Annotated in this window: 27 protein-coding genes; 22 read left to right on the plus strand and 5 right to left on the minus strand. The window is 58.2% G+C overall.

What is annotated here, in order from left to right; translation table 11 throughout:
• Nucleotides 1-211: 211 nt before the first annotated feature.
• Complete coding sequence (locus tag IM295_RS18520; protein ID WP_193067155.1) at nt 212-1165, plus strand: nickel/cobalt transporter; 954 nt, start codon at nt 212-214, stop codon at nt 1163-1165.
• Between the two features lie 33 nt (nt 1166-1198).
• Here the strand turns inward: IM295_RS18520 and proP are convergent, their stop codons facing one another.
• Nucleotides 1199-2701 carry a glycine betaine/L-proline transporter ProP gene (gene proP, locus IM295_RS18525; RefSeq protein ID WP_028015221.1) on the minus strand — a complete coding sequence of 501 codons (1503 nt, stop codon included), beginning with the start codon at nt 2699-2701 and terminating at the stop codon, nt 1199-1201.
• Nucleotides 2702-3350: 649 nt separating this feature from the next.
• Between proP and kdgT the strand changes: the two genes are divergently transcribed.
• The gene (kdgT, locus tag IM295_RS18530; protein ID WP_028015220.1) at nt 3351-4343 is read left to right on the plus strand and encodes a 2-keto-3-deoxygluconate transporter; all 993 of its coding nucleotides are present in this window, start codon (nt 3351-3353) and stop codon (nt 4341-4343) included.
• 55 nt (nt 4344-4398) lie between these two features.
• Here kdgT and IM295_RS18535 read toward each other — a convergent pair whose 3' ends face one another.
• Both IM295_RS18535 and crfC read right to left on the minus strand, forming a co-directional pair.
• Nucleotides 4399-5274: a diguanylate cyclase regulator RdcB family protein gene (locus tag IM295_RS18535; protein WP_028015219.1), complete on the minus strand. Its 876-nt coding sequence runs from the start codon at nt 5272-5274 to the stop codon at nt 4399-4401.
• Complete coding sequence (crfC, locus tag IM295_RS18540; RefSeq protein WP_193067156.1) at nt 5271-7625, minus strand: clamp-binding protein CrfC; 2355 nt, start codon at nt 7623-7625, stop codon at nt 5271-5273. Before crfC ends, IM295_RS18535 begins: the two co-directional genes overlap by 4 nt.
• A gap of 593 nt (nt 7626-8218) precedes the next feature.
• Between crfC and IM295_RS18545 the strand changes: the two genes are divergently transcribed.
• The 16 genes from IM295_RS18545 (at nt 8219) to phnP (ending at nt 19869) form a co-directional block, all read left to right on the plus strand.
• Nucleotides 8219-8554, plus strand: coding sequence for a zinc ribbon domain-containing protein YjdM (locus tag IM295_RS18545; protein ID WP_028015217.1), 336 nt, complete (start codon nt 8219-8221; stop codon nt 8552-8554).
• Nucleotides 8555-8635: 81 nt separating this feature from the next.
• The gene (gene yjdN / locus IM295_RS18550) at nt 8636-9073 is read left to right on the plus strand and encodes a VOC family metalloprotein YjdN (RefSeq protein ID WP_028015216.1); all 438 of its coding nucleotides are present in this window, start codon (nt 8636-8638) and stop codon (nt 9071-9073) included.
• A gap of 136 nt (nt 9074-9209) precedes the next feature.
• Nucleotides 9210-9998 carry a phosphonate ABC transporter ATP-binding protein gene (gene phnC / locus IM295_RS18555; protein WP_041911507.1) on the plus strand — a complete coding sequence of 263 codons (789 nt, stop codon included), beginning with the start codon at nt 9210-9212 and terminating at the stop codon, nt 9996-9998.
• A gap of 23 nt (nt 9999-10021) precedes the next feature.
• On the plus strand, nt 10022-11038 hold the full coding sequence (gene phnD, locus IM295_RS18560; protein WP_028015214.1) for a phosphonate ABC transporter substrate-binding protein: 1017 nt from the start codon (nt 10022-10024) through the stop codon (nt 11036-11038).
• A 51-nt stretch (nt 11039-11089) separates the two neighbouring features.
• Nucleotides 11090-11869, plus strand: coding sequence for a phosphonate ABC transporter, permease protein PhnE (phnE, locus tag IM295_RS18565; RefSeq protein WP_028015213.1), 780 nt, complete (start codon nt 11090-11092; stop codon nt 11867-11869).
• A gap of 20 nt (nt 11870-11889) precedes the next feature.
• Nucleotides 11890-12615 (plus strand): phosphonate metabolism transcriptional regulator PhnF, encoded by a 726-nt coding sequence (gene phnF, locus IM295_RS18570; RefSeq protein WP_028015212.1) that lies wholly within the window; start codon nt 11890-11892, stop codon nt 12613-12615.
• The gene (phnG, locus tag IM295_RS18575; protein ID WP_028015211.1) at nt 12616-13068 is read left to right on the plus strand and encodes a phosphonate C-P lyase system protein PhnG; all 453 of its coding nucleotides are present in this window, start codon (nt 12616-12618) and stop codon (nt 13066-13068) included.
• Entirely contained in the window at nt 13065-13649 is a 585-nt protein-coding gene (gene phnH, locus IM295_RS18580; protein WP_045630769.1) for a phosphonate C-P lyase system protein PhnH, read from the plus strand. The genes phnG and phnH overlap by 4 nt, the downstream gene beginning before the upstream one ends.
• Nucleotides 13649-14713 carry a carbon-phosphorus lyase complex subunit PhnI gene (locus IM295_RS18585; RefSeq protein WP_193067157.1) on the plus strand — a complete coding sequence of 355 codons (1065 nt, stop codon included), beginning with the start codon at nt 13649-13651 and terminating at the stop codon, nt 14711-14713. The genes phnH and IM295_RS18585 overlap by 1 nt, the downstream gene beginning before the upstream one ends.
• Nucleotides 14706-15551 (plus strand): alpha-D-ribose 1-methylphosphonate 5-phosphate C-P-lyase PhnJ, encoded by an 846-nt coding sequence (phnJ, locus tag IM295_RS18590; protein WP_193067158.1) that lies wholly within the window; start codon nt 14706-14708, stop codon nt 15549-15551. Before IM295_RS18585 ends, phnJ begins: the two co-directional genes overlap by 8 nt.
• Entirely contained in the window at nt 15548-16303 is a 756-nt protein-coding gene (gene phnK / locus IM295_RS18595; RefSeq protein ID WP_048998768.1) for a phosphonate C-P lyase system protein PhnK, read from the plus strand. The genes phnJ and phnK overlap by 4 nt, the downstream gene beginning before the upstream one ends.
• Before the next feature lie 9 nt (nt 16304-16312).
• The gene (phnL, locus tag IM295_RS18600) at nt 16313-16993 is read left to right on the plus strand and encodes a phosphonate C-P lyase system protein PhnL (RefSeq protein WP_047366876.1); all 681 of its coding nucleotides are present in this window, start codon (nt 16313-16315) and stop codon (nt 16991-16993) included.
• Nucleotides 16990-18126: an alpha-D-ribose 1-methylphosphonate 5-triphosphate diphosphatase gene (gene phnM, locus IM295_RS18605; RefSeq protein WP_193067159.1), complete on the plus strand. Its 1137-nt coding sequence runs from the start codon at nt 16990-16992 to the stop codon at nt 18124-18126. The genes phnL and phnM overlap by 4 nt, the downstream gene beginning before the upstream one ends.
• The gene (gene phnN / locus IM295_RS18610) at nt 18123-18674 is read left to right on the plus strand and encodes a ribose 1,5-bisphosphokinase (RefSeq protein ID WP_028015204.1); all 552 of its coding nucleotides are present in this window, start codon (nt 18123-18125) and stop codon (nt 18672-18674) included. Before phnM ends, phnN begins: the two co-directional genes overlap by 4 nt.
• The gene (gene phnO / locus IM295_RS18615) at nt 18667-19101 is read left to right on the plus strand and encodes an aminoalkylphosphonate N-acetyltransferase (protein WP_059357322.1); all 435 of its coding nucleotides are present in this window, start codon (nt 18667-18669) and stop codon (nt 19099-19101) included. Before phnN ends, phnO begins: the two co-directional genes overlap by 8 nt.
• A gap of 9 nt (nt 19102-19110) precedes the next feature.
• Nucleotides 19111-19869, plus strand: a complete 759-nt coding sequence (phnP, locus tag IM295_RS18620) for a phosphonate metabolism protein PhnP (protein ID WP_193067160.1) — start codon at nt 19111-19113, stop codon at nt 19867-19869.
• A gap of 52 nt (nt 19870-19921) precedes the next feature.
• On the opposite strand, the gene yjdP is transcribed toward phnP, so the two are convergent.
• Together yjdP and IM295_RS18630 are read right to left on the minus strand one after the other, a co-directional pair.
• On the minus strand, nt 19922-20245 hold the full coding sequence (gene yjdP / locus IM295_RS18625) for a DDRRRQL repeat protein YjdP (RefSeq protein WP_193067161.1): 324 nt from the start codon (nt 20243-20245) through the stop codon (nt 19922-19924).
• 69 nt (nt 20246-20314) lie between these two features.
• On the minus strand, nt 20315-22594 hold the full coding sequence (locus IM295_RS18630; RefSeq protein WP_193067162.1) for an ATP-binding protein: 2280 nt from the start codon (nt 22592-22594) through the stop codon (nt 20315-20317).
• Between the two features lie 125 nt (nt 22595-22719).
• On the opposite strand from IM295_RS18630, the gene IM295_RS18635 reads away from it, so the two are divergent.
• Genes IM295_RS18635 through IM295_RS18650 form a run of 4 tightly spaced genes read left to right on the plus strand, consistent with a single transcriptional unit; the run spans nt 22720 to nt 26940 of the window.
• Entirely contained in the window at nt 22720-24240 is a 1521-nt protein-coding gene (locus IM295_RS18635) for a sugar ABC transporter ATP-binding protein (RefSeq protein ID WP_028015199.1), read from the plus strand.
• Nucleotides 24237-25232, plus strand: coding sequence for a ribose ABC transporter permease (locus IM295_RS18640; RefSeq protein ID WP_028015198.1), 996 nt, complete (start codon nt 24237-24239; stop codon nt 25230-25232). The genes IM295_RS18635 and IM295_RS18640 overlap by 4 nt, the downstream gene beginning before the upstream one ends.
• Nucleotides 25233-25262: 30 nt before the next feature.
• Complete coding sequence (locus tag IM295_RS18645; RefSeq protein WP_045261060.1) at nt 25263-26204, plus strand: ABC transporter substrate-binding protein; 942 nt, start codon at nt 25263-25265, stop codon at nt 26202-26204.
• A gap of 49 nt (nt 26205-26253) precedes the next feature.
• The gene (locus IM295_RS18650; protein WP_193067163.1) at nt 26254-26940 is read left to right on the plus strand and encodes a D-lyxose/D-mannose family sugar isomerase; all 687 of its coding nucleotides are present in this window, start codon (nt 26254-26256) and stop codon (nt 26938-26940) included.
• Nucleotides 26941-26950 lie beyond the last annotated feature (10 nt).

The following is a 26950-nucleotide window of genomic DNA, read 5'->3' on the forward strand; positions in this document are numbered from 1 at the left end:
GAGGCGCATTATAGGGAGTTATCCGCAGCCCGCAACAGAAAAGTTGCAAAAAAATGACTGACTGCTGCATTCCCCAGCAAAACCCCGATTTATACCCTTTTACGCACAGACTTATCCACAATTACAGCAAGATCCTGATGCGATCCTGCGAACTGAAAGAGAAGATCAACTATACTAGCGGCAAATATTCTTTTCCGCAGAGCTCCCCCTGATGAATACACAACGCCTGCCTCGCGACTGGCGCCTCCCTTCGGCCGGATTGATGCTGCTGGCCATCCTCTTCGCCGCTTTTACGCTGCATACGCACTGGAACGCCTTTATCCAGTGGTGCCTTGCCACTCAGATTACGCTGCACCGTTATCTGGTGATGTATCTCCTGCAGCTTAATAACAACCAGTACAGCGGTGGATTATGGCTCTTAACAGGCGCTTTCTTTTATGGCGTCCTTCACGCCATCGGGCCGGGGCACGGGAAGTTCATCGTGACAACCTACCTGAGCACAAATAAGGAGAGCGAACTGGCCGCACGCACCGTTCCCTTTCTTGGCAGCCTGATGCAGGGCGTCAGCGCCATTCTGTTTGTCTTTATTCTGGCAGTAGGATTTAACCTCGCGTCAGGGGATATCAGCACCAGCCGCTGGTATGTCGAGAAGATAAGCGCCGTGCTGATTGGCGCGTTTGGTGCTTTCATCATTTACCAGGCGCTGAAAAGCCTGCGGCCTCAAAGAATAAGGATCTCAGCCATCACTCCCCTTCATCAGCACGATGAACACTGTGGCTGTGGTCATCACGGCGTGGGCGCAGATCTGACACAAGGTGACTGGAAAACACGTCTGGGCGTCATTCTGGCGATTGGCGCACGTCCGTGCAGCGGTGCAATCATGATTCTGATGTTTTCGAACGCGCTGGGCATTGTCACCTGGGGAATGGCGGCCGTTATGACCATGTCTTTAGGAACGGCACTCGCTATTATGGGGCTATCACTGGCGGTTCGTTATGCCCGTGAACGCACGGTGGCATGGTTCGGGGGAGATAGCGCGTTCAGATGGCTGGTACCGGCAGTTAAAATTGCCGGAGGTATCATCCTGATCCTGTTCGCGACCGTCCTGTTCCTGACCGTCATCCCCATTAGCGCCAACGGCGACTACATCGCCGCCGGATGCTAATAAAAGAAAACCCGCCGTTGGCGGGTTTCTTTATTACTCGTTAATGCGTGGATGTTGATCAACAAGACGGGAGCGTTTCTTCTGCAGCTCTTCAATCTCTGCGTCGATATCCTCAATTTTCTGCTCAACGTTATCGTAATGCTCGCGCAGGATTTCTTTCGCTTCCTGAATATCAGATGCCGCAGGCGTCGCCCCTTTCAGAGGACGGTTCGCCGTCTCCTTCATGGTCAGGCCGGTCGCCAGGCCGACTACCGCAATAACCATCAGGTAGTAGGCTGGCATCATCAGGTTCTGCGTGCTTTCCACCAGAGAGGCGGCAAGCGTAGGCGTCAGGCCGGCAATCAGAACGGAGATGTTGAACGCCGCCGCCAGCGCACTATAACGAATGTGCGTCGGGAACATCGCAGGTAATGTGGATGCCATCACCCCGATAAAGCAGTTCAGGATCACCGCCAGCATCAGCAGACCCGCGAAAATCAGACCCAGCACGTTACTGTTGATCAGAATAAACGCCGGGATCGCCAGCGCGAACAGCGCTACGCTACCCAGGATGATAAACGGTCGACGGCCAAAGCGGTCACTCAGCAGACCCATAATCGGCTGTACAAACAGCATACCCACCATGATGGCGATAATAATCAGCACGCCGTGATCTTCCGAGTAGTGCAGGTTATGCGACAGATAGCTCGGCATGTAGGTCAGCAGCATGTAGTAAGTAACGTTGGTGGAAATCACCAGACCAATACAGGTCAGCAGGCTGCGCCAGTGCTTTGTCGCGATCTCTTTAAAGGACACTTTCGGGCCGTCCTGCAGCCCTTCGCGGTCGCCCTGCTCCAGTTTATCAACGTGCTGCTGGAACGCAGGTGTCTCTTCCAGCGCATGTCGCAGGTAAAGACCGATAATACCCAGTGGGAGCGCGATAAAGAACGGGATACGCCAGCCCCAGTCGAGGAAGTTCTCCTCACCGACCACGGTTGAAATCAGAACCACGACGCCCGCACCCATCACAAACCCGGCAATCGAACCGAAGTCCAGCCAACTGCCCATGAAGCCGCGCTTACGGTCAGGGGAATACTCCGCGACGAAGATCGACGCCCCGGTATACTCGCCCCCGACGGAGAAGCCCTGCGCCATCTTACAGAGCAACAGCAGAATAGGTGCCCAGATGCCGATCGTGGCATAGGACGGTATTAGGCCGATACAGAACGTACTGATCGACATAATGACAATGGTGATAGCGAGTATTTTCTGGCGACCGTATTTGTCACCGAGCATACCGAAGAACAGACCACCCAGCGGGCGGATCAGGAAAGGAACGGAGAATGTACCCAGCGCGGCAATCATCTGCAGGCTAGGGTCAGCACCGGGGAAGAACACTTTACCTAATGCATAGGCAACAAAGCCGTAGACACCGAAATCGAACCATTCCATCGCATTACCGAGCGAGGCGGCGGTGATCGCTTTACGCAGTTTAGCGTCATCAATAATGGTGACGTCGCGAAGCGTAATGGGTTTAACCTTTTTCCTTCTTAGCATAGCTTTCCTCGTAGACTTAGCCCTGTCCGTTCCACAGCCAACTCGCACTCTGTGAACCCGAGATCCGCTCCGTGCGAACCTCCATCTTCAAGCGTAGCAGGTTTACTTACATTGACGTTTACCGTCGATACAACCGAACCTGTTGACGCCTGTCTGGGCAGTTAATGACCTTTTTACCCTACCAGCGTTTATATTTGTGATCAACTTCACACATATATTTATACTGCGTCAGGTGAAGACAGTTTTTGTCAACTACCGCAAATAAGTACTTTCTCAACCTTCCAGAGCCCCCATTTACGCCCTCATCCTTTTTCTTTTCCCAACAGAATAAAAAACCATATTTTTTACAAGAGATTTACATAAATTTTCAGCTCTCACAACGGGTCTTAAAGTTTACATTCAATATGTGATGAAGATAACTAAAACACCGTTTTATTTTCATTGAATCAATATTCCATCGATCGCATGATAATTCCTGAAACATAGCGACGCATGTTTTCTGACGACAGGAAACGAGAGCGCTGACTGAATTTCGGTGCAGGGTTATCACAAACCAATCATCAAGAGCACCCTTCATCAAATTGAATTTATTGATTTTTTTATTCGCACCTGTCGCTCACCATGAGAGGCGAAATTGTGAGGGTTAGAGATGAAGATTAAAGCCACGATAGAACGCATACCGGGTGGTATGATGCTGGTGCCGCTGGTACTCGGTGCTATTCTGAATACATTAGCACCTGAAACCGGAGCTTATTTTGGTGGTTTCACAAAGGGGATGATTACGGGTACCGTTCCCATCCTGGCGGTCTGGTTCTTTTGTATCGGCGCATCCATTAATTTGCGGGCAACCGGTACCGTATTACGCAAATCCGGAACGCTGGTAATAACCAAAATAGCGGTTGCCTGGGTGGTCGCAATGATATGCGCGATGTTCATTCCTGAAAATGGAATTCAGACCGGTTTCTTCGCCGGGTTATCCGTCCTGGCGATTGTCTCGGCGATGGACATGACCAACGGCGGGCTGTATGCAAGCCTGATGAACCAGTACGGAACGAAAGAGGAGTCCGGCGCGTTTGTTTTGATGTCTCTGGAGTCCGGCCCGCTCATGACGATGTTGATCCTGGGGTCCGCTGGCCTGGCTTCTTTTGAGCCCCATCATTTTGTCGGCGCGATCCTGCCATTCCTGATCGGCTTCGCGCTGGGCAATCTGGATCACGATCTGCGTGATTTCTTCAGCAAAGCCACGCCGGTGCTGATCCCATTCTTTGGCTTTGCGCTGGGTAATACCATCAACCTGAACGTGATTCTGGATACGGGACTGCTGGGGATTGTGCTGGGTGTCGCGGTTATCATCATCACCGGTATTCCGCTGATCATTGCTGACCGCGTAATCGGGGGAGGAAACGGCACGGCGGGCGTCGCCGCCTCTTCAGCCGCAGGCGCTGCCGTTGCAAATCCGGTGATTATCGCCCAGATTAACCCGGCCTTCGAACCGGTGGCCGCGTCCGCGACGGCACTGGTTGCCGCCAGCGTGATTGTCACCGCAATCCTGGTGCCCATCATCACGGCGCTATACGCGAAACGCTACGGAAATGTGCAAGAGATCCCGCCTGAACCGAAACCGATAGAAATGAATCACTAACACACCGCGCCAGCCATCCTCTCTCCCCTGGGGGGAGAGGGTCAGGATGAGGGGTTCAACCAAAAATCTCTTCCACCATCGCATCCACCAGCCGTTTTGCCGAACACAGCCTCGGCATACCCAGCGCGACGGTCTGCCAGTTTTGCGTCACTGACCAACTCACCGGGTGTATATCCGCCTGACACCAGTCGCCCAGCCAGCCCAGCATGTCTTTGTGATCGATTAAACCCGCCGAAGCGGGTGTGGTCAGCCATTGATGATAGAAATGGCGCGTTGTGGGAGACGCATTGATGCCCTGTGCGAGGTAGTTGGCGGCCATGCTGCGTAAATTATCCTTGAGCATGGCCGACACATCGTTGTTCGCCAGACGGCAGGCATCGCCAAATGCTCCCCAGCGCAGCTCTTCCAGAACAATGAAGCAGCGCCCGGCCAAAGACCAGCCATCATAGTGACCGGCTCGCCAGCGGGTGAAAATTTGTTCACTGTGCTCGCCCGCCTGTACCGTCAGTCCACGCTGGGTCAGCGCCTTTTCTTTATAGGCGGCACGTTGGGTAAAATGAGAGGAGAGCTCCGCATACTGTTCAAGCAGGCCGGGAGATGGCTGAGCGCGCAGGTGAGCCTGCTGGCACAGTGCAGTCAGTTTATCGGCCATCAGCGTCAGCGCAAGATGGCCCGGATCCAACATGCCGGCGAGTTTTTCCGCCAGCCCCAGGCGCAGGGCCGCGTTCTCGTTAAGCATTCCCGCCATCGCCCAAGGCCGTAGCCGGGTATGCGTCATGATCTCCTGAGTCAAACGTTCACGAAACTGCAGCTGCTGCGGCCCCAGATGGGGATGGCGCGCCGCGTCCACGCCCTGCACAAGATCGACCATAAACCTGGGATGAATACACTCCAGCGTCCGCCCGGGACCGTCCAGTAGCTGTGTTGTCATGGTTGCTCTGCTGCGAATAAAGTTTGAATGTCATCGCGTAACAGTCGGGTATCTTCCTGAATCCACGTCGCAGTCGTAATGCTTTGCTTCAACAGCTGGCTGAGCGCTCGGGTTGAATGCTCATTTTGTTGACGCACTGCGAGGCTATCACGCAAGCTTTCCTGTAACCCGGTCAGGCATAACGAAAATTCTGCAAAGAACGTCGCCATTCCGGCCGTAACAGAGACATCGACCTGCGCGGATAAAGCTTTACGTATTTGTTCACAAAACTGATCAATATGTTGCTTAAATTTGTCATGCAGTTGCGCAATGTCGATAACATAGTGCGTGCGCGTGACCACATACTCATCCCAGCCCCAGCCCGGATTATTGAGCCAACGCGAAACGGTTTCACGCATACTGCTCCCGGCGGAAAGTTGACCTGCCGGGCGGTTATCCTGTGCAATGGCATCGTTAAACAGCGCGCGCGTATTGAAGTCAAGCTGGTTTGCCTGAAAGGCCGGGAAGCTGATCCGCGCCCGGAAGCCGGCATGGCTCAGATGCTCTTTTATACGCGTTTCAATGGGGCGGATAGCGTCATTCAGCGAGCGCGCCAGCGTAGATTCCAGCTGATCGAAGCGTAACGCCAGCTCCCGGGCAATTTTTGCCTGCGCATCCAGCATGATGAGTTCACAGGAGGAGCGAATTTTACTCAGGACGATCTGCGCCTGACCTTCATCATCCAGAACCAGCGGTTCCCGCTCTTGCTGTTTGTCACTGCGGCGATTCAGCCGCTCAATACCTGCCAAATCAAGAATATTTTGAGGGCTGAACACATGGCCCACTGCCTGGTGAAGCGCCGATTTTTCGGCCTCCATAAAGTCCGCGGTCGCGTTCAGCGCCTGGTCAACTTCATGTTTCACCTCATCGCTCACCGCGCTCTGGCGCGTCTGCAGCAGCGCCATATCCTCTTCAAGACGCGCGATGTTCAGTTCCAGCCCCTCAAAGGCCACCGTCAGCCCCTGATAGCGGAAGTCGAGATACTCCCGGGCATTTTGCGCGTAGTTGAGCAGCTTATGCGAGGCCGAGCGCAGCGCGAATAGCGAGGCATTGGCATAGGCGGCGTAAATCAGTTTGCGTATCGGCTGTTCAAACAGCGAATCTTCCCAGAGCAAATCGGCTGCGTGACGGATATGGTTTATATCGTCCAGGTCCGCCGAACGCCAGCGGCGTCCGAGTGCGGCTTCGGCAAAATCCTGCACCCAGGGCTGCTCCTGATGATCCGGCAGGCGTCCGCGGGCATTCATCTCGTTGCGGGCGCGGTTTGCCAGATACGCCCACATAGAGGAAACAGGGTAGATCTGGCCAGGCGAAATAGTGCCTTTCATTAAGGTCCCCGAGATCATCGCCCTGACCTGCTCTTCATCGTCGCTATTGCGATCCTTCTGGTCGAATTTATTCACCAGCGCATACAGAGGCACTGATTTCCCCGCAACCGAAATAGCCTGACGGACCTCTTCATCAGAAATAGATTTAAGCTGGGTATAATCCATCACCGCCAGCACCGCCGACGCGCGGGCTAACTGTTCGCTAAGCATTTTTTGCAGATGCGGTTGTCCGGCCTCATTGGGGCCGGGAGTATCGAGCAGCGTCAGCTGCCCGAGGTGGGCATCCAGACCCGCAAGATGCACGAACTCCACTTCAATCACCGGAATATGTTCGATGGCCGCGTATTCAGAGAACGGAAACGCCACGCCCAGCGCCTGGGAGAGCCTCACCAGGTCATTGAGACTTTTCAGGCAATGAAATATTGGCTGCGCCCCGAGATGATGCTTTTCAAAGGCCTCGCCTTTCTCAATACGCTCCAGCAGCGTATTCATGTCCTTATCAATTTCCAGTTGCAGAGCCAGCTTGCCGCGATCGTAATCGCCAAGCTTTTTCTGCAGCAGGTGAATCAAATCATCAATAGGAGAGACATGTGAGAAGTGGAGAACCGGCTCTTTCTGACCTGGCGTATGACGTATCAGCGTAGGCAGCGCCGTCATTGGGCGGTTGCGGTTCGGCAACACTTCGGTACCCACAATGGCATTAATGGTGGTCGATTTCCCCGCTTTCATCGTGCCAACGATAGCCAGAACCATTTCCAGACGTGTTATTTTGCGTAATTCATTATTCAGCGTTGCCTGCTGCGCTTCGACACCTCGCGCACTAAAATGCAAAGGCAGCACGTTGTTCTTTTCACCTGTAATAGCAGCCGTCGTGCTCTCCAGCTTCGCTGTCGGCATTGATTTCAGGGTATCGAGATTTTGCAGGGCAAGCTGTAACAAACGCTCAGCTTCCTGACTTAATTCAAAAATGGTCTGTGTGTGCATGATAAAAGCCTTTCCTTAACGCAAATTTATTACTTTTATTAAGCCACTTGTATTAATTATGATGTTCAGGCTTATATGATCACGTGTGGAAAACATGTTCACCAAAATATAACTAATTGAAGATAATCAGAAATAAATGGCTATCCCTGCATGGCGTGTAAAGCTCTCCTCAAGGCCTGAAAGCCAAAAGATAAAAAGCCTGGCCCATTTTAAGAAGCTTCAGGATATATCATCATTATTTACCCACCTAAAAAGAGAGGGATAGGCCGCCAACATAAGAAATGCATGGCAGTAAAGTTCGAAGATAAATAACAATGCGTTGCTTCACCTTATCCGAAATGAAGGTGCGTAGCAATTTGCCGCAATAAAATATTCGATATATTTAGCGACTTCTCTTTCCACCGTGTTAATGACGTTAGCATCGCTTAGCTGACTGACAGTAAGTGTCACTCGCAACACATTTTCTGCGTTTTTTAAATTCACAATAGCACCGACAAAAGTGTGGATTTGCGTTATACTTGCCGCCTTTTTCGGCACTCTGCCGTCATTTAGCTGGCATTTTCCAGCGCGTTAACACTTTTGAGGATACCGACATGCAACTCCCACACTGCCCAAAATGCAATTCTGAATACACCTACGAAGATAATGGCATGTTCATCTGCCCGGAATGTGCACACGAATGGAATGATGCCGAGCCAGCGCAGGACGCTGATGCGCTGGTCGTCAAAGATGCCAACGGTAATCTGCTGGCGGATGGCGACAGCGTCACCGTGGTGAAAGATCTTAAGGTGAAAGGCAGCTCTTCCATGCTGAAGATCGGCACCAAAGTGAAGAATATCCGTCTGGTGGAAGGCGATCATAATATCGATTGCAAAATTGACGGCTTCGGTCCGATGAAACTGAAATCTGAGTTCGTGAAAAAGAACTGATTTAACCCGCCCGGTAGCGCTTCGCTTACCGGGCTTTCGGGAACTACACTTAACGGGCTTTTCTTACGTGAGGTAAAGATTATGCCGTTAAGTCCCTACATCTCTTTTGCCGGCAACTGTGCAGAGGCTACCGCCTTCTATCAGCAGGCCGTCGGCGCAGAACTCCTCTATAAAATCACCTTCGGCGAAATGCCAAAAAGCGATAACAGCGAAGAAGGCTGTCCGTCCGGCATGCAGTTTCCGGATTCGGCTATCGCTCACTCCAACGTTCGCATTGCGGGCAGCGATATCATGATGAGCGACGGGCTGCCGCCGGGCAGCAGCGCACAATACGCGGGCTTCACGCTGGTGCTCGACACGCAGGATGTGTCAGAAGGCAAGCGCTGGTTCGACAACCTTGCCGATGGCGGGAATATCGACATGGCCTGGCAGGAAACCTTCTGGGCGCACGGCTTCGGTAAGGTCACCGACAAGTACGGCGTGCCGTGGATGATTAACGTCGTTAAGCAGCAGCACTAATTTTCGGGCGGTGGGCGGTCTGCCTCCGCCTGTCATCAAACTCCCCTCAACTCTTCAAACTCCCGCAACCTGCACTTAACCCAAATGTCATATTGATGCGCCAGCATGAGGCCACATTTATCGTGAGGCCCAGCACATGCACACTGTCATCCGCGTCGAGAAACTGAGCAAGACCTTCAATCACAACAAGGCGCTGCATGCCGTTGATCTGACCGTCCAGCAGGGCGAAATGGTGGCGCTGCTGGGGCCGTCCGGTTCAGGAAAATCCACCCTTCTGCGTCACTTAAGTGGCCTTATTACCTGCGATAAAACGCCGGAAAGCCGCGTCGAGCTGCTGGGTAACACCGTGCAGCATGCGGGCCGTCTGGCGAGCGATATTCGCAAAAGCCGCGCCCGGACGGGCTACATCTTTCAGCAGTTCAACCTGGTGAACCGCCTGACGGTGCTGGAGAACGTGCTGATTGGCGCGCTCGGCAGCACCCCGTTCTGGCGCACCTGCCTGCGCTGGTTCTCCCCATCACAGAAGCAGGAAGCCTTACAGGCGCTGACCCGCGTCGGCATGGCGCACTTCGCCCACCAGCGCGTGTCCACGCTGTCTGGCGGGCAGCAGCAGCGCGTCGCTATCGCCCGCGCCCTGATGCAGAAAGCCAAAATCATTCTCGCCGATGAGCCCATCGCCTCGTTGGATCCGGAGTCGGCCCGCATCGTGATGGAAACCCTGCGCGACATCAACCAGAACGACGGCATCACCGTGGTGGTGACGCTGCATCAGGTGGATTACGCCTTGCGCTACTGCGAGCGCATCGTCGCCCTGCGTCAGGGCCACGTGTTCTTCGATGGCGCCAGCCACCAGTTTGATAACGAACGTTTTGACCATCTCTACCGCAGCGTAAACCGCGTCGAAGAACGCGCGCAGGCTGCTTAACGCCCCGATAACGAGGAATGGAAATGAACTACAAAGCCGTTGCCGCGCTGGCCTTCACCAGCATGTTCAGCATCAGCACCCTGTTAAGCCCGGCGTACGCCGAAGAGCAGGAAAAAGCGTTGAACTTTGGCATCATTTCAACGGAATCACAGCAAAACCTGAAGCCGCAGTGGGAACCGTTCCTGAAAGATATGGAAACCAAACTGGGGATCAAAGTGAACGCCTTCTTCGCCCCGGACTACGCGGGCATCATCCAGGGGATGCGCTTTAACAAAGTGGACATCGCCTGGTACGGCAACCTTTCAGCCATGGAAGCGGTGGACCGCGCCAACGGTCAGGTCTTTGCCCAGACCGTTGCGGCAGATGGTTCTCCAGGATACTGGAGCGTGCTGATCGTGAACAAAGACAGCCCGATCAACAACCTCAACGACATGATCGCCAAACGCAAAGATCTGACCTTTGGTAACGGCGATCCGAACTCCACCTCCGGCTTCCTCGTCCCTGGTTACTACGTCTTCGCGAAAAACAACATCTCCGCCAGCGACTTTAAGCGCACCGTCAACGCCAGCCACGAAACCAACGCGCTGGCCGTGGCGAACAAGCAGGTGGACGTTGCCACCAACAACACCGAAAACCTCGACAAGCTGAAAACCTCCGCGCCTGACAAGCTGAAAGAGCTGAAGGTCATCTGGAAATCCCCGCTGATCCCCGGCGATCCGATCGTCTGGCGCAAAAATCTCTCCGAAAGCACCAAGGACAAGGTCTACGACTTCTTTATGAACTACGGCAAAACGCCGGAAGAGAAAGCGGTTCTGGAACGTCTGGGCTGGGCACCGTTCCGCGCGTCCAGCGATCTGCAGCTGGTCCCGATTCGCCAGTTGGCGCTTTTTAAGCAGATGCAGGCCGTGAAGGACAACAAAGGGCTGAAGGAAGAGGAGAAGACCAGCAAAGTCTCTGAAATCCAGGCCCAGCTGGAAGACCTCGACCGCCTAACCGCCGCGCTGGGTGCGATGACGAGCGTGAATAAAGCGGTGCAGTAACACAAGTCCCCTCTCCCTTGGGGGAGAGGGAGAACAGATTAAGGAGCCAACATGCAAACCATCACCCTCCCGCCGCCGAAGCGCAGCTGGTTCTCGCTCATAAGCTGGGCCATCCTGCTGGCGGTACTCGTTATCTCCTGGAAGGGCGCGGAGATGGATCCGCTGCTGCTCTTCAAAGATTCCGGCAACATGGCGACCTTCGCCGCCGACTTCTTCCCGCCGGATTTCAGCCAGTGGCAGGACTACCTCAGCGAAATGGCGATCACCCTGCAAATCGCCGTCTGGGGCACCGCCCTCGCCGTCGTTCTCTCCATTCCGTTCGGCCTGATGAGCGCCGAAAACATCGTGCCGTGGTGGGTATACCAGCCGATGCGTCGCCTGATGGACGCCTGTCGTGCCATCAACGAAATGGTCTTTGCGATGCTGTTCGTGGTCGCCGTTGGCCTGGGTCCGTTCGCCGGCGTGATGGCACTGTTCATCCACACCACCGGCGTGCTCTCCAAGCTGCTCTCGGAAGCGGTTGAAGCCATCGAGCCCGGCCCGGTGGAAGGTATTCGCGCAACCGGCGCCAACAAAATCGAAGAGATCCTCTACGGCGTCCTGCCGCAGGTGATGCCGCTGCTGATCTCCTACTCGCTGTACCGCTTCGAGTCCAACGTTCGCTCCGCCACCGTGGTCGGCATGGTGGGCGCAGGCGGGATTGGCGTCACCCTGTGGGAAGCGATTCGCGGTTTCCAGTTCCAGCAAACCTGCGCCCTGATGGTGCTTATCATCGTCACCGTCAGCCTGCTGGATTTCCTCTCTCAACGCTTGCGTAAGCACTTCATCTGATTAGCGAGGCTTTGATTGGTATGCACTTATCCAGACATCCGACCAGTTACCCTACCCGCTGGCAAGAGATTGCGGCCAGGCTCGAAGTGGAACTGCGCACGCATTACCGCTGCGGTGACTACCTGCCCGCCGAGCAGCAGCTTGCCGACCGCTACGAAGTGAACCGCCACACCCTGCGCCGCGCCATTGACCAGCTGGTGGAGCGCGGCTGGGTGCAGCGCCGTCAGGGCGTCGGCGTGCTGGTGCTGATGCGCCCGTTTGACTACCCGCTCAACGCCCAGGCGCGTTTTAGCCAGAATCTGCTTGATCAAGGTAGCCATCCAACCAGCGAAAAGCTGCTCTCGGTCCTGCGCCCGGCCTCCCACCACGTGGCGGATGCGCTCGGGATTCAGGAGGGTGACAACGTCGTACACCTGCGTACGTTGCGCCGGGTCAACGGCGTGGCGGTCTGCCAGATCGACCACTACTTCGCGGACCTCACCCTCTGGCCAGTGCTGCAACATTTCGCCAGCGGTTCCCTGCATGATTTCCTTCAGGACGCGACGGGTATCGCGCTCAAACGCACCCAGACGCGCATCAGCGCCCGCCGCGCGCAGGCGAAAGAGAGCAAGGTGCTGGAGATCCCCAATATGGCCCCGCTGCTCTGCGTGCGCACCCTCAACCACCGTGACGGCGAGATCAACGCGACGGAATACTCCGTCAGCCTGACCCGCGCCGACATGATTGAATTCACCATGGAGCACTGAATGCACTTCGACACCTCCACCCGACAGCGCTGGATGCGCGTGCTGGCCCATAGCCAGCCTGCTGCGCTGGCCGCCCGCATGAACGCACTCGGCCTGACGCCGGACTACGACACGATCCGCGCGCCGGAGATCGGCCTGGTGCAGATCCAGGCACGCATGGGCGGCACCGGCGAGCGCTTCTTCGCCGGCGATGCCACCCTCACCCGCGCGGCTATCCGCCTTAACAGCGGCACGCTGGGTTATAGCTACGTACTTGGGCGAGACAAAACGCACGCCGAGCGCTGCGCGGTGATCGACGCGCTTTTACAGGAACACCCGCATTTCCAGACGTTAATGGAAACCCTTATTGCCCCGCTGGAAGCCGACCGCGCCGCACGCCTTGCCGCGCGTCAGGCCGAAGTGAACACCAGCCGGGTCGACTTCTTTACGCTCGTTCGCGGAGACAACGCATGACGCTTCAACCTGCTTTTACCCTGGCCGTCCAGGATGCCCAACAGAGTTTCCGTCGCCTGCTGAAGGCCATGAGCGAGCCGGGGGTGATTGTCTCCTTGCACCAGCTCTCGCAGGGCTGGCTGCCGCTCAACCTCGCCTCCACCAGCGTGCTGCTGACGCTGGCGGACAACGACACCCCGGTATGGCTGTCAGGCGCATTGCTGAACGATATCGCCAGCCAGAACCTGCGCTTTCACACCAGCGCGCCGCTGGTCGATCAGCCCCAGCAGGCAGTCTTTGCCGTCGCCGACGAACAGATCAGCCATGAACAGCTTAACGCCCTGAGCGAAGGCAGCGCCGTCGCACCGGAAACCAGCGCCACGCTGATTTTGCAGGTCTCCAGCCTGAGCGGTGGCCGCATGCTTCGCCTGACGGGCGCAGGCATCGCCGACGAGCGGATGGTCGCGCCTCAGCTACCGGAGTGCATCATCCATGAGCTGACCGAGCGCCCGCACCCGTTCCCGCTCGGCATTGACCTGATCCTGACCTGCGGCGAGCGCCTGCTGGCAATCCCGCGGACTACCCACGTGGAGGTGTGCTGATGTACGTAGCCGTCAAAGGAGGCGAAAAGGCGATCGCCGCCGCTCATGCCTTACAGGAGCACAGACGCCGGGGCGATGAACAGCTTCCCGAGCTGAGCGTCGCCCAGATTGAGCAACAGCTTAACCTCGCGGTTGACCGCGTGATGACCGAGGGCGGCGTTGCTGACCGCGAGCTTGCAGCGCTGGCGCTGAAGCAGGCCAGCGGCGATAACGTGGAAGCCATCTTCCTGCTGCGCGCCTGGCGCACCACCGTTCCCCGTCTGGCAGTCAGCGAGCCGGTGAACACGGCGGAAATGCGCCTAGAGCGCCGAATCTCTGCCGTTTATAAAGACATTCCCGGCGGCCAGCTGCTTGGCCCTACCTACGACTACACCCATCGTCTGCTGGACTTCACGCTGCTGGCGAACGGCGAAGCCCCAACGCTCAGCACTTCAGACGTCGAACAGGAACCGTCTCTGCACGTCTTCAGCCTGCTGGCAAACCAGGGGCTGGCGAAAGCGGAAGAAGACACTGGCGCCACGCCGGACGACGTCACCCGCACGCCGCCGGTCTACCCGTGCTCACGCTCGTCCCGTCTGCAACAGCTGATGCGCGGCGACGAAGGGTATCTGCTGGCGCTGGCCTACTCCACACAGCGCGGCTACGGGCGCAACCACCCGTTCGCGGCAGAAATCCGCAGCGGCTATCTCGACGTCGAAATCGTGCCGGAAGAGCTGGGTTTTGCGGTGAACGTCGGCGAACTGCTGATGACCGAGTGCGAAATGGTCAACGGTTTCGTCGCGCCAGAGAATGAAGACCCGCATTTTACCCGCGGCTACGGGCTGGTGTTTGGCCTCGGCGAGCGCAAGGCGATGGCGATGGCGCTGGTTGACCGCGCCCTGCAGGCGCCGGACTACGGCGAGCACATTGCCGGTCCGGCGCAGGACGAAGAGTTCGTACTGGCGCACGCGGACAACGTCGAGGCCGCAGGCTTTGTCTCGCATCTCAAGCTGCCGCACTACGTCGATTTCCAGGCCGAACTGGAACTGCTGAAACGCCTGCAACGGGAGCGCGCCAATGGCTAACTTAAGCGGCTACAACTTTGCCTATCTGGATGAGCAAACTAAACGCATGATCCGCCGCGCCATCCTTAAGGCAGTGGCGATCCCCGGCTATCAGGTGCCGTTTGGTGGCCGTGAAATGCCGATGCCGTACGGCTGGGGCACGGGCGGCATTCAGATCACCGCCAGCGTGATTGGCGAAGCGGACGTGCTGAAGGTTATCGACCAGGGCGCGGACGATACCACCAACGCCGTGTCGATCCGCAACTTCTTTAAGCGCGTGACGGGCGTCAACACCACCGAAAAAACCGAAGACGCGACGCTGATCCAGACCCGCCACCGCATTCCGGAGACTCCGCTGACGGAAGATCAGATTCTGATTTTCCAGGTGCCGATCCCGGAGCCGCTGCGCTTTATCGAGCCGCGCGAAACCGAGACCCGCATCATGCACGCGCTGGAAGAGTACGGGATCATGCAGGTCAAACTGTATGAAGACATCGCCCGCTTCGGCCATATCGCCACCACCTACGCCTACCCGGTGAAGGTCAACGGGCGCTACGTGATGGACCCGTCGCCAATCCCAAAATTCGACAATCCGAAGATGGACATGATGCCTGCCCTGCAGCTCTTTGGTGCCGGACGTGAAAAACGCATCTACGCCGTGCCGCCGTATACGCGTGTCGAAAGCCTGGATTTCGACGATCACCCGTTTACGGTGCAGGAGTGGGACGAGCCGTGCGCCATCTGCGGATCCAAACACAGCTATCTCGATGAAGTGGTGCTGGACGATACGGGCAAACGGATGTTTGTCTGCTCCGACACCGATTACTGCCGCCAACAGAGCGAGGCGAACGGCCAATGAAACCGCTGCTTTCGGTTAATAACCTGACCCACCTTTATGCGCCGGGAAAAGGCTTCAGCGACGTGTCGTTTGAGCTGTGGCCGGGCGAAGTGCTGGGCATTGTCGGCGAGTCCGGCTCCGGTAAAACCACCCTGCTGAAGTCCATCTCCGCGCGCCTGACGCCGCAACACGGCGAGATCCTGTATCAGGGACGCTCCCTCTACGACATAAGCGAGGCCGAGCGCCGTCGCCTGCTGCGCACCGAGTGGGGCGTGGTGCATCAGCACCCGATGGACGGCCTGCGCCGTCAGGTGTCGGCGGGAGGCAATATCGGCGAACGGCTGATGGCCACCGGCGCGCGCCACTACGGCAACATCCGCGCCACCGCACAGCACTGGCTGGAGGAGGTGGAGATCCCCGCCTCGCGCCTTGACGACCTGCCAACCACCTTTTCCGGCGGTATGCAGCAGCGTTTGCAAATTGCCCGCAATCTGGTCACCCATCCAAAGCTGGTGTTTATGGATGAACCCACCGGCGGGCTGGACGTCTCCGTGCAGGCCCGCCTGCTCGACCTGCTGCGCGGCCTGGTGGTGGAGCTGAACCTGGCGGTGGTGATTGTCACCCACGATCTGGGCGTTGCGCGCCTGCTGGCGGACCGCCTGCTGGTGATGAAGCAGGGTCAGGTGGTGGAAAGTGGGCTGACCGATCGCGTGCTCGACGATCCACATCATCCGTACACCCAGCTGCTGGTGTCCTCGGTATTACAGAATTGAGAGGCCAACATGATCCACGTTGAAAATGTCAGTAAGACCTTTGTGCTCCACCAGCAAAATGGCGTGCGCCTGCCGGTGCTGCAAAACGCCTCGCTAGAGGTGAGTCAGGGTGAATGCGTGGTGCTGCACGGCCACTCCGGCAGCGGTAAATCGACCCTGCTGCGCTCCCTGTACGCCAACTATTTACCGGACGAAGGCCACATCCACATCCGCCATAACGAAGAGTGGGTCGATCTGGTTCAGGCCCCGGCGCGCAAGGTGCTGGAAGTGCGCCGCTCAACGATCGGCTGGGTCAGCCAGTTCCTGCGGGTGATCCCGCGGATCTCCGCCCTGGACGTGGTGATGCAGCCCCTGCTGGATCTCGGCGTGCCGCGCGAAACCTGCGCCGCCAGGGCCGCCAGCCTGCTGACGCGCCTCAACGTGCCGGAGCGCCTGTGGCACCTCGCCCCGTCGACCTTTTCCGGCGGCGAGCAGCAGCGCGTGAATATCGCGCGCGGGTTTATCGTCGACTATCCGATTTTACTGCTGGATGAACCCACCGCCTCGCTCGACGCTAAAAACAGCGCAGCGGTGATAGCACTGATCGAACAGGCCAAAGCGCGCGGGGCGGCGATCGTCGGGATCTTCCACGACGACGCCGTCCGCAATCGCGTAGCGGACAGGCTGCACCCGATGGGGACAAACGCATGATTATCAATAATGTCAGGCTGGTGCTGGAAAATGAGGTCGTGAAGGGTTCGGTTGAAATCCAGGACGGCGTCATCCGCGCCTTTGCCGAAACCCAAAGCCGTTCTCCTGAAGCGATGGACGGCGAAGGCGGCTGGCTGCTGCCGGGGCTGATTGAGCTACATACCGATAATCTGGATAAATTCTTCACCCCGCGCCCGAAGGTGGACTGGCCCGCCCATTCGGCGATGAGCAGCCACGACGCGCTGATGGTCGCCAGCGGCATCACCACGGTGCTGGACGCGGTGGCGATCGGCGACGTGCGCGACGGCGGCGATCGTCTGGAAAATCTGGAAAGGATGATCAACGCCGTGGAGGAGACGCAAAAGCGCGGCCTCAACCGCGCCGAGCACCGCCTGCACCTGCGCTGCGAGCTGCCGCATCACACCACCCTGCCGCTGTTTGAAAAGCTGGTCGGGCGCGAGCCGGTCTCGCTGGTCTCCCTGATGGATCACTCCCCGGGGCAGCGCCAGTTCGCCAACATTGAAAAGTACCGTGAATACTATCAGGGCAAATACTCGCTCAACGACGCGGAGATGGCGCGCTACGAAGAAGAGCAGCTGGCGCTTGCGGCACAATGGTCGCAGCCGAACCGTCTCTCCATTGCCGCGATGTGCCGCGACCGCAACATTGCGCTGGCCAGCCATGACGACGCCACGCACGATCACGTGCGCGAATCCCACCAGCTTGGCAGCGTGATCGCCGAATTTCCCACCACGTTCGAAGCGGCTGAAGCCTCCCGCAAACACGGCATGAACGTGCTGATGGGCGCGCCGAACATCGTGCGCGGCGGATCGCACTCCGGCAACGTGGCGGCAAGCAAACTCGCTTCCCTCGGCCTGCTGGATATCCTCTCGTCTGACTACTACCCCGCCAGCCTGCTGGACGCGGCCTTCCGCGTTGCAGAAGACGAGGACAACCGCTTTACGCTGCCGCAGGCGATTCGACTGGTGACGAAAAACCCGGCCAGCGCGCTCAACCTTCACGACCGCGGTGAGATTGCCGAAGGCAAACGGGCAGACCTGGTGCTGGCGCACCGCAAGGGCGAGCACGTTCATATCGACCACGTCTGGCGTCAGGGAAAAAGGGTGTTCTGATGGGAAGACTCATCTGGTTAATGGGCCCGTCCGGCTCGGGAAAAGACAGCCTGCTGTCGGCGTTACGGCAGCGGGAACATTCACAGCTGCTGGTGGCGCACCGCTACATTACCCGCGCGGCGAACGCTGGCAGTGAAAACCATATCGCCCTGAGCGAGCAGGAGTTTTTTACCCGCGCCGGGCAAAATCTGCTGGCGCTGAGCTGGCACGCGAACGGCTTTTATTACGGCGTCGGCATCGAGATCGACCTCTGGCTGCACGCGGGCTTTGACGTGCTGGTTAACGGCTCGCGCGCACATCTGCCGCAGGCCAAAGCCCGGTACGAAGCGGCGCTGCTGCCGGTCTGCCTGCAGGTTTCTCCGGATATTCTGCGCAGCCGCCTGCAAAGCCGGGGGCGCGAAAATGCACGTGAGATCGACCAGCGGCTGGAACGTGCGGCGCGCTACACTCCGTCGGGCTGTCACGTCCTCAATAACGACGGAAGTTTGCTACAGTCAGTCGAGACCTTTTTATCGCTTATTCGCCAGAAGGAGAGACAGCATGCCTGACTGCCAGCTTCGCCCCGCCACCGCCGACGACGCGCAAATTGTTTACGCCCTGATCTGTGAACTGAAGCAGGCAGAGTTCGATCACCAGGCGTTTCACGCCGGATTTCTGGCCAACCTTCAGGATCACAACATGCGCTACCAGCTTGCCGAGCTGGACGGACAGGTCGTCGGCATGATCGGCCTGCACATGCAGTTTCACCTGCATCATGCCCGCTGGATCGGCGAGATCCAGGAGCTGGTGGTGATGCCGCAGGCGCGCGGGTTAAAGATTGGCAGCCAGCTGCTGGCCTGGGCGGAAGACGTAGCACGAGAGGCGGGCGCGGAGTTGACCGAACTCTCCACCAGCGTGAAGCGCACGGACGCCCACCGCTTTTACGTTCGTGAGGGATATACGCAGAGCCATTTTCGATTCACCAAACCGCTGTAGAGGTGCGTTATGAGTCTGACCATCACGTTAACGGGAACCGGAAGCGCGCAGTTGGTCCCGGTCTTTGGCTGCGACTGCGCGGCGTGTCGCAGGGCGCGTTTGCAGGACAACTATCGCCGTCGCCCCTGTAGCGCGGTGGTCAAATTCAACGATGCAGTCACCCTGCTGGATGCGGGCATTCCGCACCTGATGGACGACTGGCCGGCGGGCAGTTTCCAGCAGTTTTTACTCACGCACTATCATATGGATCACGTCCAGGGGCTGTTCCCCCTGCGCTGGGGCGTGGGCGCGACCATCCCGGTGTACGGCCCGCCGGACGACGCAGGCTGTGACGATCTGTTTAAACACCCCGGCATTCTGGATTTCAGCCACACGGTCGAGCCGTTCGTGATGTTTGAGCTGCAGGGGCTGCGGGTCACGCCGCTGCCGCTCAACCATTCAAAACTGACCTTCGGGTATCTGCTGGAATCGGCCCATAGCCGCGTGGCGTGGCTTTCTGATACCGCCGGGCTGCCGGATAAAACGGTGACGTTTCTGCTCAACAATCAGCCACAGGCGATAATCATCGACTGCAGCCATGAACCGCGTCCGGAGACGCCGCGCAACCACAGTGATTTAAATACGGTGATTGCCCTGAACGAGGTGATTGGCTGTCCGCAGGTGATCCTGACGCACATTAGCCATCAGTTTGACGCATGGATGATGGATAACCCGCTGCCGGACGGCATTGAAGCGGGATATGACGGGATGGTACTTGTGCTGGATTAGGTTTTCTCCCTCTCCCGTGGGAGAGGGTTGGGGTGAGGGCAACAGGCCGCACTTAGCCGCGATCGTAATCGTCTTCCAACCTGCGCTCGTCCTCTTCTAACCGACTCCTGTCGTCATCCAGCTGGCGCTGACGCTCGTCTAAGCGGCGGCGTCTGTCTTCGAGCTGCCGACGACGATCGTCGTACTGTCGGCTGTCGATTTGACGGCTGCGGTCGTAACGATCGTCGTCATCGTCATTACGGCTGCTGCTGGGGTTGTAGGCATCGTTGATCGCCTGCTGAATGTTGCCAATGGCGTCATCAATCACATCGGCATGCGCCAGTTGGCTGGTTAAAGTCAGCAGACCAAATAACAGGACGGTAGAGTAACGTTTCATAAGGCCAGACTCGCAGGGGAACTGGTCTTACGGTAATGAATGGCTGGGAACCGGGGTAGCGGAGGAATCTCAAATTACCATCACCTTCCGCAGCACCTGCGCCAGCTGCTGGCGGGTAAACGGCTTACGCAGTAACGGAACGTCCGGCAGTTGCGGGTTATGCGCCGGGCGCAAATCCTGCCCGCTGATCAGCAGCACCGGAAGCTGCGGATAATGGCTGCGCACATGGTTAATCACCTCGGCTCCGCTCAGGCTTCCGGGCAGCATCAGATCGCTGATAAACATGCCAATATCCGGCGACGCCGCCAGCATGTTCAGGGCCTGTTCGCCGCTGTCCGCTTCGAGCGTCAGGTAGCCAAGCTGATGCAGCTGTTCGCACAGGGTCTGGCGAACGTCCGCCTCATCTTCCAGCACCAGTACAAGCCGCTCGTTATCCACGGACGTTGTGGCAGCCAGCGCTTCATCCTCCGAAACGGCGGGCAGCGTCGAGCGCGGGAGGTGGAGCCGCACGGTCGTTCCTTGTCCCGGCGCGCTTTCGATCTCTACCCGCCCCCCGGACTGACGCACAAAACCGTACACCATCGACAGGCCCAGCCCGCTTCCGCTTCCGGTCTGCTTGGTGGTGAAGAACGGTTCAAAAACCCGGGATTTCACCTCCTGCGACATGCCGCTGCCGCGGTCAATGACCTCCAGCGCCACCATATCCTGCCTGCGTCCGTCGCTGCGGGTCACGCGCTGGTTCCAGGTGCGAATTTTGATCGCCCCGCTCTGGCCTTCCATCGCATCCCGGGCGTTCATCACCAGGTTGATAATGGCGTTTTCCAGCTGGCTGACATCAATCCACGCGGGCCATGCCGGAGTTTGCGCTTCAATCTCCAGAGTAAGCGTGGCGGGCAGCGAGTGGCGCATCAGTTCCCGAAGGTTTTCCAGCAGGGGCAGCATCTCTACTGCATGCGGCGTCAGGGACTGTTTGCGGGAAAACGCCAGCAGCCGCTGGGTCAGCAGCGCGCCGCGTTCGGCAGCCTTCAGCGCACGGGTAATGCGCGGCGCGTCGTTTGATTCGGGGTCTGTCAGCTCAAGGCTGCCGATGATCACCGCCAGCAGGTTGTTAAAATCATGCGCCAACCCGCCGGTCAGCTGTCCGACGGCCTTCATCTTCTGGCTGTGCAGCAGCGCCTCTTCCAGCCCCTGACGCTCGATGCGGTCGATCTCCATCTGCGTGGTTTTCTCTTTCAGCAGACGCGTGGTGTGCTCAAGCGAGGCGGTGTTGCGGGCAAAAACGTTAAACGCGCGCGCCAGCTCGCCCAGCTCGTCGCGCCGCTGCAGCGCAGGAACAGAAACATCCTGTTCACCGTGGGCAAGTCGCGACATCGCCCGGGAGATGGCCGTCAGGTTGGAGCCCAGATTGCGGTAGATATACCAGCAGGCGCAGCCGGTGATGATCAGCGCCAGCACGGCGAAGATGCTGATAAACACGCTGATGGATTGCAACTCGTGATGGCTCTGGGCCGTGCGAAGCCGGGAAGCCTGCGCCACCTGCTCAACGTACTGATTAATATCGCTATTAAGGATCGCCACCAGCGCCTTAATGTGGAACATATACCAGCTGATGGACAGATCGCTCTCCTCCAGCTGCTTCGACAGCGGGGCAAGCTTGCGCAGCTCGGCGTTAAAATCGGGCAGAACGCCCTCCACGACCGGCTGTATGGCGCTTCGGGGCAGCGTGGCGGTCACGGCGTCCAGCTGCTGAACGGTAGCACGCGGCGAAGGTGTATCAATCGCGGCCACGATCAGCCGATCCATCTCCATCAGCTGCCGCGCGTCCGGCACGTTGCTGCCGAAGCGGCGGTTGATGTCCTGAAGATGGCGTAAATAGCTCTGGCTTTGATAGAGCGAGCTCAGCAGCGCGTTACGCTCAAGATGCCGCTTTTGCCCACGCTCCAGCATCCCCGTTACGCTTTGCTGTAATTCATTGCTTCTGCGAATAATCCGCGCCACCAGCGCCGGCTCCTGCTGCGCCAGCGGGGCATCCGCCAGCTGTTCCAGCGAGCGGCGCAGCGCCGTTTGCATCTGCTTCAGCCGCTCGGCCTCGCCTTTGTACTCCAGCGCCCCTACCACCTGCGAAAGCCGCACCGCCGCCGTTGCCACGTTGGCCGTGTCGCGCGCGAGGTTCATGCTCCCGGTCATGTCGTCCAGCGTTTGCTGTTGGACCTGCTCCTGGATCTGGCTGGCATGACGAAAGCCGAGCACCGCCACGCCGCTCACCATCAGCGTGACGGCGACCACCAGCAGGTTAAATATCAGCAGGCGACCGCGGGCGCTGGAGAAGAACGGGGGGCGTGAAGGCATGTTGACTCCGTAACTGTGATCCACATTCGCTATTCATAACTATGACAAATATGAACAGCTTCTGACATTTTGCATTTACGCACCTGTGATGAAGTGCAGATATCGACATTCACAGGAGATCCGCCATGAGCAGAACCCCGGTTTTAGAGATGCGCCACATTGCCAAAACCTTTGGCAATTTCCACGCGCTCAAGGGCGTGGATTTGACGGTCTTCCCCGGTGAGATCCACGCGCTGATGGGGGAAAACGGCGCGGGAAAAAGCACGCTGATGAAGATCCTCGCGGGGGCCTATACCGCCACCGGCGGCGAGATCCTGATCGACGGCCAGCCGTTTCACATTAAAGGGCCGAAGGACGCGCTGGCCGCAGGCATTACCCTGATTTACCAGGAGATGCAGCTCGCCCCCAATTTGACCGTCGCGGAAAATATCTTCCTCGGCAGCGAGCTGTCGCGCGGCGGGCTGGTGCAGCGCAAGGAGATGGCCGCCCAGGCGCAGGCGGTGATTGACCGTCTCGGCGCGCAGTTCAGCGCCACCGACCTGGTGATGAAGCTGACCATCGCCGAGCAGCAGCAGGTGGAAATCGCCCGCGCGCTGCACCGCAACAGCCGCATCCTGGTGATGGACGAACCCACCGCCGCCCTCTCCTCCCGCGAAACCCACCGCCTGTTCGAACTGATTTTGCGCCTGCGCGATGAAGGCATGGCGATTATCTATATCAGCCACCGCATGGCGGAAGTGTATGAACTCTCTGACCGCGTGAGCGTTCTGCGCGACGGGCAGTACGTCGGCAGCCTGACGCGCGACAAGCTGAACGCGTCTGAACTGGTGAAGATGATGGTGGGCCGCCCGCTCAGCGATCTGTTCAACAAAGAGCGCGATATCCCTCTCGGCAGCCCGCGTCTCAACGTGCACCATCTCACCGACGGTAAAAAAGTGCAGCCATGCAGCCTGCAGGTGCGCTCCGGTGAAATCGTCGGACTGGCGGGGCTGGTCGGGGCCGGACGCTCCGAGCTGGCGCAGTTGATTTTCGGCGTGCGCAAGGCCACCGGCGGGATGATTGAGGTGGACGGCGAGCCGGTGGTGATCCACTCCCCGCGCGCGGCCATTGAAAACGGGATTGGTTTTCTCACCGAGAACCGCAAGGAGCAGGGGCTGTTTCTGGAGCTGGCGGCGCAGGAGAACATCACCATGGCGACGCTGGAGCGCGACGCCACCTTCGGCATGCTTAACCGCAAAAAAGCCCAGTCCATTTCCGATGACGCTATCGCCCTGCTTAACATCCGCGTGCCCCATTCTCAGGTGCGCGCGGGCGGGCTCTCCGGCGGCAACCAGCAAAAGCTGCTGATCTCCCGCTGGGTGGCGATTGGCCCGCGCATTCTGATTCTCGACGAACCCACGCGCGGGGTGGACGTCGGTGCCAAAAGCGAGATCTACCGCATCATGAACCAGATGGCGCGCAAGGGGGTGGCGATTCTGATGATCTCCAGCGAGCTGCCGGAAGTGGTAGGCATGAGCGACCGGGTGTACGTAATGCGGGAAGGCAGCATTGCGGGTGAACTGCACGGGCGCGACATCTCTCAGGAAAATATTATGACGCTGGCAACCGGCGTGAACGACACACATCATCAGGCGGTGCAATCATGACAACTCCAACCCATCCGCAGCAGGTGGCGAAATCCGCCTCCGCCAAAAAAATGCTGATGAGCGATCTGATGCAAACGGTCGGCATTTTGCCGATTTTAATCCTGATTGTGGCGGTATTTGGCTTTATCGCCCCGAACTTCTTTACCGAAAGTAACCTGCTCAACATTACCCGTCAGGCGTCGATCAACATCGTGCTGGCGGCGGGGATGACCTTCATCATCCTGACAGGCGGGATTGACCTCTCCGTGGGCTCGATTCTCGGCACCACGGCGGTGGCGGCGATGGTGGTCTCGCTTATTCCTGAATTCGCGATGCTCTCCATTCCGGCGGCGCTGATGCTCGGCATGGTGCTGGGGCTGTTCAACGGCGCGCTGGTGGCCTTCGCCGGGCTGCCGCCGTTTATCGTCACGCTCGGTACCTATACTGCGCTGCGCGGCGCGGCGTATCTGCTGGCGGACGGCACCACGGTGATCAACTCCAGCATCAGCTTCGAGTGGATCGGCAATAACTACCTCGGCCCGATTCCGTGGCTCGTAGTCATTGCCCTGGCGGTCATTGCTATCTGCTGGTTCATCCTGCGCCGCACCACGCTCGGCGTTCATATCTACGCGGTCGGCGGCAACATGCAGGCGGCGCGCTTAACCGGCATCAAGGTCTGGCTGGTGCTGCTGTTTGTCTACGGCATGAGCGGCCTGCTCTCCGGCCTCGGCGGGGTGATGAGCGCCTCGCGCCTCTACAGCGCCAACGGCAACCTCGGCACGGGTTACGAGTTGGATGCGATTGCGGCGGTGATCCTCGGAGGCACCAGCTTCGTCGGTGGGATCGGCACGATCACCGGCACGCTGGTGGGGGCGCTGATCATCGCCACCCTCAACAACGGCATGACGCTGATGGGCGTCTCCTACTTCTGGCAGCTGGTGATCAAAGGGGCGGTGATCATCATAGCGGTGCTGATCGACAAATACCGTACCCGACATCATCAAAGTGCATAACAACAATACCCTACAAGCGAGGAAGACAAGATGCGTTTGAAACCCTTAGTGACCGCGCTCTGTGCTGGCGCGCTGCTGGCCGCAACGCCGTTTGCGCAGGCAAAAGATCTGAAGTCCATCGGCGTGACGGTGGGCGACCTGGCTAACCCGTTCTTCGTGCAGATCACCAAAGGTGCCGAGCTGGAAGCACGCAAGCTGGCTGGCGATAACGTCAAGGTGACGCTGGTTTCCAGCGGTTACGATCTGGGCCAGCAGGTGTCGCAGATCGATAACTTCATCGCCGCGAAGGTGGACATGATCATCCTCAACGCTGCGGATTCCAAAGGGATCGGCCCGGCGGTGAAACGGGCCAAAGAAGCGGGGATCGTGGTCGTGGCGGTGGACGTGGCGGCGGAAGGGGCCGATGCGACCATCACCTCCGATAATACCCAGGCGGGGGAAATGGCCTGTAAGTACATTACCGACCGCCTGAAAGGCAAAGGCAACGTGGTGATCATCAACGGACCGCCGGTCTCTGCGGTGCAGAACCGCGTCGAAGGCTGCCAGACGGAATTCAAAAAACATCCGGACATCAAGGTGCTCTCGGACAACCAGAATGCCAAAGGCAGTCGTGAAGGCGGGCTGGAAGTGATGACCTCTCTGCTGGCGGCCAATCCGAAGATCGACGGCGTATTCGCGATTAACGATCCGACCGCGATCGGCGCCGATCTGGCGGCGAAACAGGCCCAGCGCAACGAGTTCTTTATCGTCGGCGTGGACGGTTCCCCGGACGGTGAAGAGGCGCTGAAGCGCGAAAACTCCCTGTTTGTGGCGACCCCGGCGCAGGATCCGCAGGTGATGGCGGCGAAGGCGGTGGAGATCGGCTATGACATTCTGCAGGGCAAACCTGCGCCGAAAGCGCCTGTGCTGATCCCGGTGACGATGATCGATAAAAAGAACGTCGGCACGTATAAGGGGTGGACGGTTAAATGATCCTTTTCCCTCTCCCACAGGGAGAGGGAACTGTTTTCAAGGAGTCCCCATGAAACGCTCCGACATCAATGAAATCCTCGGCCACACGCGGCAGTTCTTTTCCATGCACGACGTGCATCTCCCGCCGTTTGCCAGCTTTCCACCAACCAAATGGCAGCAGCTTGACCAGGCCGCGTGGCAGGAAGTGTTTGACCTCAAGCTCGGCTGGGACGTGACCGCTTTCGGCGGCAACAGCTTTGCCGCACAGGGTCTGACGCTGTTTACCCTGCGCAACGGCTCCCCCAACGGCGTGCCGTATAAGAAATGCTACGCCGAAAAAATCATGCACGTGCGCGACGGCCAGGTGACGCCGATGCATTTTCACTGGCGCAAGCGGGAGGACATCATTAACCGGGGCGGCGGGAACCTGATCATTGAGTTATGGAATGCCGGGATGCATGAGGAGACCGAAAACACCGACGTGACCGTCACGATTGACGGCTGTCGGCAAACCCACGCTCCCGGCAGCCAGCTGCGCCTCACACCAGGGGAAAGCATCTGTCTCACGCCCGGCCTGTATCACAGCTTCTGGGGCGAACGCGGCTTTGGCGACGTGCTGGTGGGCGAAGTGTCGTCGGTGAATGACGACGAGCACGACAACCACTTTTTGCAGCCCGTTGCCCGCTATAACAACATCGAAGAAGACGAACCGGCGGTGCTGGTGCTGTGCAACGAGTACAACCTGTTTCGGAGATAAGGAGTGAATG

Source organism: Enterobacter cloacae complex sp. P14RS (assembly GCF_014895895.1).
Taxonomy (GTDB): domain Bacteria; phylum Pseudomonadota; class Gammaproteobacteria; order Enterobacterales; family Enterobacteriaceae; genus Enterobacter; species Enterobacter bugandensis.